The 11,769-nt window shown below is 67.9% G+C and carries 12 protein-coding genes; 3 read left to right on the top strand and 9 right to left on the bottom strand.

The annotated features are described in order from the left end of the window. Positions 1-15: 15 nt before the first annotated feature. Positions 16-702: a cysteine hydrolase family protein gene (locus BIWAKO_RS00340; RefSeq protein ID WP_069876808.1), complete on the bottom strand. Its 687-nt coding sequence runs from the start codon at positions 700-702 to the stop codon at positions 16-18. 271 nt (positions 703-973) lie between these two features. Here BIWAKO_RS00340 and atzF point away from each other — a divergent pair, with 271 nt between their 5' ends. Further along, entirely contained in the window at positions 974-2,770 is a 1,797-nt protein-coding gene (gene atzF / locus BIWAKO_RS00335) for an allophanate hydrolase (RefSeq protein WP_069876807.1), read from the top strand. Here the strand turns inward: atzF and BIWAKO_RS00330 are convergent. The 8 genes from BIWAKO_RS00330 to BIWAKO_RS00295 all read right to left on the bottom strand — a co-directional run bounded on the left by BIWAKO_RS00330 (position 2,752) and on the right by BIWAKO_RS00295 (position 10,806). Next, on the bottom strand, positions 2,752-3,435 hold the full coding sequence (locus BIWAKO_RS00330; RefSeq protein ID WP_069876805.1) for a GntR family transcriptional regulator: 684 nt from the start codon (positions 3,433-3,435) through the stop codon (positions 2,752-2,754). The two genes, atzF and BIWAKO_RS00330, sit on opposite strands and share 19 nt — an antisense overlap. 110 nt (positions 3,436-3,545) lie before the next feature. Continuing rightward, positions 3,546-3,926: an oxalurate catabolism protein HpxZ gene (gene hpxZ / locus BIWAKO_RS00325; RefSeq protein ID WP_069882032.1), complete on the bottom strand. Its 381-nt coding sequence runs from the start codon at positions 3,924-3,926 to the stop codon at positions 3,546-3,548. A 63-nt stretch (positions 3,927-3,989) separates the two neighbouring features. Next, positions 3,990-5,705 (bottom strand): dipeptide ABC transporter ATP-binding protein, encoded by a 1,716-nt coding sequence (locus tag BIWAKO_RS00320; protein ID WP_069876804.1) that lies wholly within the window; start codon positions 5,703-5,705, stop codon positions 3,990-3,992. Positions 5,706-5,707: 2 nt separating this feature from the next. After that, positions 5,708-6,607, bottom strand: coding sequence for an ABC transporter permease (locus BIWAKO_RS00315; protein ID WP_069882031.1), 900 nt, complete (start codon positions 6,605-6,607; stop codon positions 5,708-5,710). A 14-nt stretch (positions 6,608-6,621) separates the two neighbouring features. Further along, positions 6,622-7,635, bottom strand: coding sequence for an ABC transporter permease (locus BIWAKO_RS00310; protein WP_069876802.1), 1,014 nt, complete (start codon positions 7,633-7,635; stop codon positions 6,622-6,624). Positions 7,636-7,710: 75 nt separating this feature from the next. Next, the gene (locus tag BIWAKO_RS00305) at positions 7,711-9,300 is read right to left on the bottom strand and encodes an ABC transporter substrate-binding protein (RefSeq protein WP_069876800.1); all 1,590 of its coding nucleotides are present in this window, start codon (positions 9,298-9,300) and stop codon (positions 7,711-7,713) included. 300 nt (positions 9,301-9,600) lie between these two features. After that, complete coding sequence (locus BIWAKO_RS00300) at positions 9,601-10,305, bottom strand: hypothetical protein (RefSeq protein ID WP_069876798.1); 705 nt, start codon at positions 10,303-10,305, stop codon at positions 9,601-9,603. Between the two features lie 189 nt (positions 10,306-10,494). Beyond that, positions 10,495-10,806 (bottom strand): hypothetical protein, encoded by a 312-nt coding sequence (locus tag BIWAKO_RS00295; protein ID WP_210185083.1) that lies wholly within the window; start codon positions 10,804-10,806, stop codon positions 10,495-10,497. Positions 10,807-10,989: 183 nt separating this feature from the next. Between BIWAKO_RS00295 and BIWAKO_RS35135 the strand changes: the two genes are divergently transcribed. Further along, positions 10,990-11,181, top strand: coding sequence for a hypothetical protein (locus BIWAKO_RS35135; protein WP_141739920.1), 192 nt, complete (start codon positions 10,990-10,992; stop codon positions 11,179-11,181). A 4-nt stretch (positions 11,182-11,185) separates the two neighbouring features. Then, complete coding sequence (locus tag BIWAKO_RS00285; protein ID WP_069876793.1) at positions 11,186-11,704, top strand: MgtC/SapB family protein; 519 nt, start codon at positions 11,186-11,188, stop codon at positions 11,702-11,704. Positions 11,705-11,769 lie beyond the last annotated feature (65 nt).

Genomic DNA, 11,769 nt, shown 5'->3' with positions numbered 1-11,769 from the left:
TCTTCACCTCCGCGCTCAGGCAGCCCGGTCCCTGGCTGCGAGGGCGGCCAGCACCGCGTCCGTGGACGAGACCCAGCCGAAAATCCCGCCCTGGGCTGCGATCATCGCCAAGCCCACTCTGTGGAACTCCGGAAAATACGAGGCGCAGGCGTCGCCAAGGACGAGGCAGCGATAGCCCCGGTCATTCGCCTCGCGCACGGTGGTGTGGACGCAGACCTCGGTCGTCACGCCGCTGACGAGCAGCGTCTCGATGCCGCGATTGCGCAGCATCAGGTCGAGATCGGTCTGGTAGAAGGCGCCCTTGCCGGGCTTGTCGATCACCGGTTCGCCGGGCAGCGGCGCCAGCGCCGGCACGATGTCATGGCCGGCCTCGCCGCGGATGAGGATGCGCCCCATCGGCCCGGCAGCGCCGATGCGCCTGGCTGGATCGCCGCGCAGCACCTTGGCCGGCGGCGCGTCCGAGAGATCGGGCCGGTGGCCCTCGCGCGTGTGGATCACCAGCATGCCGGCCGCGCGGGCTCCTGCGAGCATGGCCTTGCAGGGCTGCACCGCCGCGCCGAGCAGGGCCACATCATTGCCGAGCGCGGCGCCAAAGCCGCCCGGCTCCAGGAAATCGCGCTGCATGTCGATGATCACGAGCGCGGTTCGCGCGAAATCGACGCTGAGCGAGAAGGGCTGGGCTGCAATCTCGGACCGGCTCACGAATGGCGCTCCCGTCGCTGGCGAACGGAACAAGCTTTGCAAGGGCTGTGCCTGAGCGCGGGGTGTGGCCCGGAGAGTCGGGCGGTGCCCGCTAAGGATTTGAAATCGTTTGATAGATTTGAACGCCGGAGGGTCGCAATCGGCGGATCGCCCAGGTCCGGCTCCGCAGCGCGGCCGATACGGGTGGCGGCATGCATAATCTTTGCATGCATCTCGCAAGCAAATGCTCATTCCATAGGCTGAAAAGCAGAGAGGCTATCTCGTGAGCACAATGACCATGCTTCTCGCCGATCATCTTGCCGGTCGGCGCACCATCCCGGAGACCGTCGCGGCAGCCTATGCGCGCTATCGCGACCATGATGACGAAGCGATCTTCATCAGCCTGCGGCTCGAAACGGAGGCGCTGGCCGAGGCGACGCGCCTTCAGGCCGAGGGCCCGCGGGGGCGCAGGCTCTGGGGCGTGCCCATCGCGGTCAAGGACAATATCGATGTCGCCGGGCTCGCCACCAGCGCGGCATGCCCGGCCTTCTCCTATCTCCCCGTCGCCGATGCCGGCGTGGTCGCGCGGTTGCGGGCAGAGGGCGCGATCATCATCGGCAAGACCAATCTCGACCAGTTCGCCACCGGCCTGAACGGCACGCGTTCGCCCTATGGCGTGCCGCGCAACGCCTTGCGCCCCGACCTGGTTCCGGGAGGCTCCAGCTCAGGCTCCGCCTGCGCGGTCGCGGCCGGCATCGTCCCTGTCGCGCTCGGCACCGACACTGCGGGGTCGGGCCGGGTGCCCGCCGGCCTGCAGAACCTCGTCGGTCTCAAGCCGAGCCTCGGCCTGGTCTCGACGGTGGGCGTCGTTCCGGCCTGCCGCACGCTCGACTGCGTTTCGGTGTTCGCGCTGACCGTCGATGACGCATCGGCCGTGCTGGAGGTGATCGCCGGCCCCGATGCGGCCGACCCGTTCTCCCGTTCGATACCGTTCGGGCGGCCGGGCGCGCTGGCGCCGCACCCGCGGCTCGCCATCCCGCGCCCGGCCGATCTCGATTTCGACGGCGCTTCGGCGGCGGCGGCGAGCTTTGCCCTTGCGGTCGAACGGGCGCGAGCGCTGGGCGCGATCATCGTCCCCATCGACATGACGCCGTTCTACGAGACCGCCCAACTGCTCTATGACGGGCCTTGGGTAGCGGAGCGCTATCTCGCCATCCGCGACCTGTTGATGGCCGAACCCGAGGCGATCCTGCCGGTGATCCGGCAGGTCATCACGGGGCGGCCGCTGCCGGATGCGGCCGAGGCCTTCGCGGCGCAATATCGGCTGGCCGGGCTTGCTCTCCGCGCCCGGGCCGCGCTGAAGGGCATCGATGCCATCATGGTGCCGACCATGCCGCGGCCGGTCACCCTGGCCGAGATGGCCGCAGACCCGATCGGCCGGAACTCGCTGCTCGGCCGCTACACCAATTTCGTCAACCTGCTCGACATGTGCGCGCTCGCCGTGCCGGTAAGCCTGATGGAGGACGGTACGGCAGCCGGCGTCACCTTGATCGCGCCGTCCGGCCAGGACGCGGCGCTGGCCGGCCTCGGGCGGGCCTTCCATCAGGCGTCGGGACTGACGCTGGGCGCGACCGGCCTGCCGCTGCCGCCGGCGAACGAGCCGGTTGCTGCCGCGACCGGCATGCTGGAGATCGCCGTCGTCGGCGCGCATCTCTCGGGCATGCCGCTGAACGGCGAATTGACCGCGCTCGGCGCGACCTTCCAGCGCGCGACAAGTACAAGCGCCGAATACCGTCTCTTTGCCCTGCCGGGTGGCCCGCCGGCGCGGCCGGGCCTGATCCGGGTCGGGCCAGGGGGAGTTCCGATCGCACTCGAGGTCTGGGCGCTGCCTCCTGAAGGCTTTGGCCGGTTCGTTGCCGGGATTCCTTCACCTCTCGGCATCGGCACGCTGGCGCTGGCCGACGGCACGCGGGTCAAGGGCTTTCTCTGCGAGCAGATCGCGACCGAAGCGGCGCGCGACGTCAGCGCGTTCGGGGGCTGGCGGGCCTATATTGCGGCGCAAGGCGCGCGTCAGGGCGCGCCCGCATAGCTCCTGAACGCATCGCGCACGATCCCGATATGGGCGCGCATCGCCTCGCTCGCGCCGGGCTGGTCGCCGCGCAGGATCGCCTGGACGATCAGGTCGTGCTCGCGATAGGAGCCGCCGAGCCGTCCGGTCGCCCGGAATTGCGCCCTGCGGAACGGCGCGACCCGGGCGCGCGTCATCAGGGTCAACTCCGCCAGGTAGCCATTATGCGATCCGGCATAGATCGCGGCGTGAAAGGCCTCGTTGGTCTCGTGATAGCGCGCGGGATCGCCCTCATGCACCAGCGCGCGCAGGGCCTGGTGCAGCACTTCGAGCCCGCGCCGTTCGGACACGGTCATGTTGCGGGCGGCGTGTCCGGCGCAGAGCGCCTCCAGCTCGGCCATGGCTCCGAACATGTCGTCGAGCTGCCGCGGGGTCGGCAAGGCGACGAGCGCACCGCGATGCGGCCGGACGCTGACGAGGCCCGAGGCGGACAATTGGCGGATCGCCTCGCGCACGGGTGTCCGCGAAACGCCGAACCGCGCCGCCAGATCCTGCTCGTCGAGCGGCGTCCCCGGTTCGAGCACACCGGAGACGATCTCGTCGGCGATCTGGAGGCGCAGCGCTTCCGTGCGCGTCGGCGCCGGCGCTGCGGGCTTGGCTCTGGCGGGGAGGGCGTGGGGCGGCATGGCATCAGCACCGGAGAACGGGCAGGGGCGTCGGCGCCTGCATCACAGGCATCGACGCGCCGGTCATGGCCAAGGTCGTGGCGAAGGTCATGGCCCGACGCGAAAGGAGCTCATTCCGCGATGACGCTGACATGGGCGGCGACGACCCGCCAGCCTTCGGGGAATTTGACCCAGGTCTGGCTTTGCCGGCCGACCTTGCCCTGCATGCTGGCGCGGCGGAACATCGTGTTGGCGGTCGCCATCGCATCGCCATAGCTGGTGATGACGGTGCGTTCGAGCGCGCGCTCGAGCCCGACGGGCGAGCGCGCCGAGCGGAACGCGGCGATCTCATGATGGCCGTAGAGGTTCTCGGCCACACCATAGCGCAGCGTCAGCGGGCTGTCCCTGAACAGCGCGTCCAGCGTGGCCACGTCGTTGCTCGTCAGCGCCTTTTCATAAGTCGCGAAGGCAGCCTCGACTTCGGCAAGCACGGCAGGGTCGTTGATCTTCATGAAAGGCGTCTCCAAAGGCCATGGCCGGTTTCGGCGCTGCACGCGCAACGGCATCTTGCGCCGTCACACCGGCGGATGCGGAATCGCGGTCAGCAGCTCTCTGGTGTACTCCGCTCTCGGATTGCCCAGAACCTCTTCTGCGGTGCCTTCCTCGACGATCGCGCCGCTGCGCATCACGATCACCCGGTCGCAGAGCAGCCGCACCACATTCAGGTCGTGCGAGACGAAGAGATAGCTCATGCCGAGCCGCCCCTTCAGCTCCTCCAGCAGGTTCAGCACGACGGCCTGGACGGAAACGTCGAGCGCCGCAGTGGGCTCATCCAGGATGACGAGGTCGGGGTCGAGCGCGATCGCGCGCGCGATGCCGACGCGCGCCTTCTGCCCGCCCGAGAGCTGATGCGGGAACCGGTCGATCAGCTCGGACGGCAGGCCGACAAGCCGCGCGAGGTCCTCGCAGCGCGCTCGCAGCGCATCGCGGCCGCTATACGCGCCCATCCGCATGATCGGGTCGGCAATCGCCCGCTCGGCGGTGAAGCGCGGATTGAGACTGTCGGTCGGGTCCTGGAACACCATCTGGATCCGCCGGCGCTGGGGCGAGGCTGCGAACTGCCGGGCGGGGATCGCGCCGATATCGCTGCCGTCAAAGACGATCCTGCCGCCGCTCGGGTCGATCAGGCGTGTGATCATCATCGAGGTCGTCGACTTGCCGCAGCCGGATTCGCCGACGAGCCCGAGCGTCTCGCCGCGCGCAATCGAGAAGCTGATGCCGTCGACGGCGCGGTAGGCGGGCTTCTCCCGCTCCGCCTTGCCCATCAGCCTGGCGAGGAACGCCCCCGCAGCTGGGCGCGGATACTCCTTGACCAGCGCCTCGACGCTGAGCAGCGGCCCAGGGGCCGCTTCGCCTCGCGCCATGTCAGATGCTACGGGCGCTGTCTTGGGCACCGGCTCCGCTTTCGGCGGTTCGGTCAGCAGATCGGCGAGCGACATGCCGATGCGCGGCGTCGCCTGCATCAGCCGGCGGGTATAGGGGTGCTGCGGATTGCGGAAGATCTCACTGGCCGCGGCCGTCTCGACGACGCGGCCCTTCTCCATGACGACGACCTTGTCGCAATAGGCGGCCGCCAGCCCGAGATCATGGGTGATCAGGATCGTCGACATGCCGCGCTCGCGGGTGAGCTCGACGATGAGGTCCATCACCGCCTTCTGCGTGGTGGCGTCGAGCCCCGTGGTCGGCTCGTCGGCGATCAGGAGCTGCGGCTGGCAGGCGATGGCGAGCGCGATCACCACGCGCTGGCACATGCCGCCCGAAAGCTCGAACGGGTAGGCGTCGTAGCGCTCCTCGGGCCTTGCGATCCTGACGCGCGTCAGGGCCTCGATCGCCTTCTCCCTGGCGGTCGCGCGCGTCGCCTGGACATGCTGCAGCAGCACATCCTCGATCTGCCGTCCGACCTTGCGGATCGGGTTGAGCGCGGCGCGCGGGTTCTGGAAGACCATCGAGATCTCGCGCCCGCGCAGGTCGCGCATCTGCGCCTCGTCGGCGGCGACGAGATCGACGCCGGAGAACGAGATCGAACCCTCCGCGACCCGGCCCGCCCGATCGAGAATGCGCACCACGGCATAGGAGGTCACCGATTTGCCGGAGCCGGACTCGCCGACGATCGCGACCGTCTCGCCCTTGCCGACGCTGATATCGATCGACTTCACCGCCTGCACTGCCCCCCGGCGCGTGGCGAATTCGACGGTGAGGTTCCGGATCTCGAGCAGCGGGATCGTGGCCACGGTCAGTTCCTCCGCTGGGGATCGACGAGATCGCGCACGCCGTCGCCGAGCAGGTTGAAGCAGAACACTGCGATCATCAGCGCCAGGCCGGGGAAGAAGGCGATCCACCATTCGCCGGAGACGATGAAGCTCGCGCCCTCGGCCACCATGATCCCCCATTCCGGCGTCGGCGGGCGCACGCCAAGGCCGATGAAGGAGAGGCCGGCCGCGTTCAGGATCGCGTAGCCCATGGTCAGCGACATTTGCACAGCCATGATCGGCATGATGTTGGGCACGATCTGGGTGAGGAGCAGTCGCCAGTCGGAATTGCCCGAGAGCCGCGCCGCCTGCACGAAACCGGCCTCGCGCCGCACATTCGCCTCGGCTCGCGCCACCCGCGCATAGAGCGGGAAATTGATGATGGCCGTCGCAATCACGATATTGGTGACGCTGTTGCCGAGCGCCGCGACGATGCCCATCGCCAGCACGAAGAGCGGGAAGGCCATGATCGTGTCGGCGACGCGCCCGACCAGCTTGTCGACCCAGCCGCCGAAGAAGCCGGCGCTGACTCCGGCGAGCCCGCCGAGCAGGAAAACGAGCGCGACCGAGGCGACCGCAATGGTGAAATCGAGCCGCGTCGCCGCGATGACCCGGCTGAAGATGTCCCGGCCGAGCTGGTCGGTGCCGAACCAATGCGCTGCGCTCGGGGCCTGGAGTGCCGCATTGGTGTTGCTCGCCAGCGGGTCGTAGGGCACGAGCGAGGGGCCGAAGATCGCCGCGAGCAGGATCAGCCCGAACAGCAGGAAGGCGAAGCCGGTGATCGGGTTTTCCGAAACCACGTGGCGCGCATGCGCCCACAGGCTCGTCGACGGTGGCGCCTCGAAGCGCAGGGCCGGCGTGGCGGCGGGGTCGAGCTTGCTCATGTCGTTCATGGGCCTCACCCCTCCAGCCTGACGCGGGGATCGATGACGCCGTAGAGCAGGTCGATCAGCAGGTTCAGCACGACGTAGAGGATCGCCATGGTCAGCACGAAGCCCTGGATCGGCGCGTAGTCCGAAGCGATCAGCGCCTCGACCGCGTAGGAGCCGACGCCTGGCCAGGCGAAGACCTTCTCGACCAGGACATTGGCGCCGAGCAGGAAGGAGAACACCATGCCGAGCGTGGTCACGACGGGCAGCATGGCGTTGCGAAACGCATAGGTGCCGATGACCTTGGCATTGGTCAGCCCGCTGGCGCGCGCCGTGCGGACGAAATCGGCTCCGAGCACCGCCAGCATCGAGGCGCGCGTCATCCGCGTGATCGGCGCCAGCGAGAAGATGCCGAGCGTGACCGCCGGCAGGATCAGTTGCGCCAGCGCAGCGCGAAAGGTTTCGAAATGCCCGGCAAGCAGGCTGTCGATCAGGAACAGCCCGGTGATGCGCGGCGGTTCCGAGGCGAAGACATCGAGCCGCCCGAGCGGCGCCGGCGACCAGCCGAGCAGGAAATAGAAGACATAGACCAGCAGGAGCCCGGTGAAGAACACCGGCAGCGAGACGCCGGCCGTCGCCACCACGCGGCAGAGATGGTCGATCCATGAGCCTTGCTTCACCGCGGCCAGTACGCCGAGCGGCAAGGCAACCGACATGGCCAGCAGCAGACCGGCGAGCGTCAACTCGGCGGAGGCCGGCAGCCGCGCCGCCAGGTCGGCCGTCACCGGCTGCCCGGTGGTCAGGGACTGGCCGAGATCGCCCTTGGCCAGCGCCGTGACATAGGAGACGAACTGCACCGGCAAGGGCTGGTCGAGCCCCAGCTTGCTGCGGATTTCGGCAATCGCCTGGGGCGTCGCCGCCGGCCCGGCGAAATAGGCTGCCGTGTCCCCCGGCAACACCCGCGTCAGCAGGAAGGTGACGATGATCACGCCGATGACCGACGGGATCGTCGTCATCAGCCGCCCGCCGATCATGCGAAGCATTGTGCAGCCTCCTTACCGAAATCCGGCGAAGTCGCCGCCGTCGCCGTTGCGCGCGGGGCTCGGTGCGCCGAGCGCTCAGCCCTTGGTCAGGTAGCGAAAATCGGGCTCGCGGCAGGGCTGGAACTGATAGCCGCCGATCGCCTTCTGGAGCGCCACGTCATGGGTCGGCTGCGCGATCGGCACCATCGGCACCTCGCGGTTCACCAGCTTGATGAAGTCGACGACATTGGCTTCATAGGCTGCCTTGTCGGGCGCGAAGCGCGCGGCGTCGATCAGCTTGTCGAGTTCCGGATTCTGATAGGCGGCGATGTTGAAGATCGAATTATTGCCGTGCATCGTCCAGAACAGGTAGTAATCGGGATAGTCGAGCCAGCCGGCGAAGCGGTTCAGCACCATCGGATTGGTCTTTTTGGCGATCTCGGTGCGGAAATTCGCGCCCGGCACCTTGTTGATCTCGACGGTGATCCCGATCGCGCCGAGCGCTTCCTTGATCAGCACCGCCATCGGCTCGGCAACCGTCGCATTGCCGGCGTCGAAATACAGCGTGGTCGAGAAGCCGCCGCCGGCGGCATCGACCAGCGCCTTGGCCCTGGCGACGTTGGATGTGTAGGGAAAGGGCTGCGGCCAGGCGACCTTGGGCGTCTCGGGCCCGCCCGACATGTCGACGCCGCGGCCGAACAGCGAGGCCTGCAGCAGCTTCTCATAGGGCATCACCCAGGCCACGGCCTGGCGCAGGCGCACATCCTTGAACGGCCCGACCTGCGTGTTGAGGTAGCAGCCCCAGACACCGTTGGGGATCGGCACGCCGACGACATTGACCTTGCCAGCGTCGAGCAGGTCCTTGAAGTCCTTCGGCGGCAGCCCGTAGGAGACATCGGCATCACCGCGTTCCATCAGGGCCCGGCGGGTCGAGGGCGAGGCGATGTCGCGCGCAATGATGCGGCGAAGCTGCGGCAGCTTGCCCGAGGTCCAGGCATCGTTCCGGACATAGATCGTTTCGACGCCGGGTTTCCAGCTCTCGACCTTGTAGGCGCCGGAGCCGGCCACATTGTTCTTGAGCCACTCCTTGGCATGGGGATCGCCGCCGCCGTTCTTGATCGCGAGCTCGGAGTCGAACACGAAGGGGATGGTGACCGCGAGGTTCGGCAGCGTCATCTTGTCCTTGCGGACGAAGTCGACGCGGAAGGTCTTGTCGTCGACGACGACGAACTGCTCGGGCTTCTCGAGCGAGCCGGCATTCATCTGCGTGGTGGCGAACCCCCCGATCGTGCAGGCGCGGTCGAGGGACCATTTCACATCGGCGGCCGTGACCTTGCGGCCGGAATGGAAGGTGGCGTCGCGCAGCTTGAAGGTGCAGCTCATACCGTCCGAGGCGATCTGCCAGCTCTCGGCCAGCTCGCCCTCGAGCTCGCCCATCGCGATCGTGTTGCCGCCGCCTCCCGGGATCGGCACCGGCTTGAAGCGCAGCAGCCGGTCATAGCAGTTCAGCGCGACGCCATTGACCGGCTGCGACGAGCCGATGCCCTGCATGTCCAGGCTGTTGGGCCCATATTCCTGCACCAGCAGCAATGTCTCGGCCCGGCTGGGTGTCTGTGCCCCGAGCTTGCCCTGCGCGACGAAGGGGGCAGCAAGACCGGCTGCGATGGCGGTACGGCGAGTGATCATCGGCGAGAGATCCTTGTTTTGCCAGTCGGGATGTCGCGGCGCGCCGGCTCGCCAGGATCAGGCCGGCGGGCGGGGCAGAGCGCCCTGTGGCCGGTCGCGAGGACACTCCGTTCCGCGCCTGTCGCGGCTCGGATGGTGCTCTGTCCTGGATGCGGGTCAGCAAAGGCGCACATGGGCGCCAGTCAAGCACGTAGCGTGCCAAGACTTAGACGATTGAAATCTCTTGAAAAATGCCGGCGTGGGCAGCCGCCCTCGTCGCGTTGCATGCAATGACTGGCATTCCGGCTATTTAGTGGGCAATTATCTCTGTTGCCGCGCGCTTGTGCTTATCAGCGCAGCGTTGATGCCGATCTCGGCCGCGTCGAGGATGGCAGGGTCCGATGCCGGATCGGCGGCCAGGCCTGCGGCGTAGCCGGAAAGATTGGTGCTCCAGACCAGGATAGTGTCGAGGCGCGATCGCGCGGCCAGGGTCCTTGCCTCGGTGAGCAGCCTGTCGCCGGTAAAATCCGCGGCATCGAGATTATTGGTGATGCCGAGCCAGAGATGGTCGCGGATGTCGACACCCCCACGGCGAAACTGCCGGGTGACATGCAGCGATTCCGCTTCGTCGCCCTGCGCGATCAAGCCGACGCGCCGGCCCGGCTCTGCCCTGAGGAGTGCAAGGGCCGCGAGAGCGGTGGTGACCGCCGGGATGCCCGTCTTGTCCTCGATCCGCCGGCACAGGTCGCGATCGGCGGCAAAGCCCAGCGCCGCGCCCCGCGTCGCGTTCCAGCAGATCGTATCGACGCCGGCCTCCTCCAGCAGCATCGCAGCGGTGTCGAAGGGGTCGAGCCTGTAGCCGGCCGCCGGCCCGGCCGCGACGATGCCGCCATAGGGCACTCGGGCGATGCAGCAATCGATCTCCGGAGTTCCAGCCAGCAGACGGGCCGCCGCGCGCTCGACGACCCGGTTGGAGGAGGGAACGATCAGGCCGATGGCGCGGCGTGCGGAAGCAGTCTCGGGCATGGCAGGCAGCGCGTTTCCGACGGGAGCGGGGGCGATCAGCGTCCCGGCTCATGGCCGGAAAGTAAAGCCTCGCCCCGCCTGTTCGCGACGAGCCGGAGCCAGCGCATGCGACAAGCGGACCGTGGCGGTCGCCGGGATTGCCCGTATTCGAGCTGTCGGTGCGTGTGCCGCCACAACGCCGGCGCGCAGTCAGTTTCGTCGCTGCCACCGGGTACGCAGCCTGGTCAACAGGTTCATGGCGGCGTGGACAAAGCGCGCCATGGGTTTGCGCAAGGGCGCAATGTCCGCGGCGATCAGCAGCAGGCCGAGCGGCAGCATCCAGAGCCCAAGCACGGGCAAAATCGAGAAGATGCCGCCGATTACGAGGATGAGGCCCGCGGGGAGCCGCACCCAGCGCGAGGCGGGATGCCGCAACCAACGCAGCAGGGATGCAAACCCCTGCGGAACCTCCCGCTCGATGCGCCGGAAGGCCAATCGGAGCTCGTGCTTTCCGTCGCTCATCATCTCTCCGGTCCAAAGGCGGTCGGATAACGCATGGCGGAACAACATGTTCGCCTCGGGGCCGCGCCTGGGCTGGAGCCGGGCATTCCCGGCGGATCGTCCTTCGTCGACCTTCTTCGCGCCGACACCGGAACAGCCTGTCCGGGGCGGCGTTGGGAGATGGGTGCAAGCGAAGGAGATCCCATGAGAAACGGCCAGGAAGCTCAGATCCGGGCGCGCTATTCGGCGCGACGGGGCGCCGGCGGCCCTGTCGCGCCTTCGCCGGTGCCGACCAATGCGGCTGGGTCGGCAGGCCCTGATGCCGTCGAGGCGACCGCTACGCGCGACGGCGCGCGCGCACGGCGTCTCGACCTTGATACCCCCGGCCGGGAATAGCCCCATGGAGTTGCTCGCGTGGGCTGAAGTCGACCTGATCTTCAGGTTGTTGGCGGGAACCGCCGCAGGCATTGCCGTCGGCTGGGAGCGCACGCTCAAGCAGAGCAGTGCGGGCATTCGTACGTTCGGGCTGGTTGGACTCGGAACGGCCGCAGCCGCCGGGATCTTCGGGGAGCCCGATCAGGCCGATGCGGCAAGCCGTGTCGTCCAGGGTGTTCTGACCGGAATCGGATTCCTGGGCGCCGGGGTGATCGTCCTTCGCGATCGGGAAATGACCCCCAGGGGGCTCACCACCGCTGCGGCCATCTGGGTGACGGCCGCTCTCGGCTGCGCTGCCGGCCTGGGCGACTGGAAGATCGTCGTAACCGCAACGGGCCTCGCATTGCTGCTGCTGGCGATCAATCATTCGATCGAGCGGTGGGCCGGCCGGAGAGGCGGGGGAACCGCAGCGAGTTCTCGGCGTCACGACCCTAATCTGGTGCGGTCCGCGTCCTGGAAACAGCCGAATAAAATGGACGATTAGGTTCGATCTTTTCGAACGGTCCTGGATGCCCTGAACGCTTGGCCTTCGAGCGTGACGTGCCCGTT

Source organism: Bosea sp. BIWAKO-01 (assembly GCF_001748145.1).
Classification (GTDB): domain Bacteria; phylum Pseudomonadota; class Alphaproteobacteria; order Rhizobiales; family Beijerinckiaceae; genus Allobosea.
This window is presented reverse-complemented; position numbering and strand designations above follow the sequence as displayed.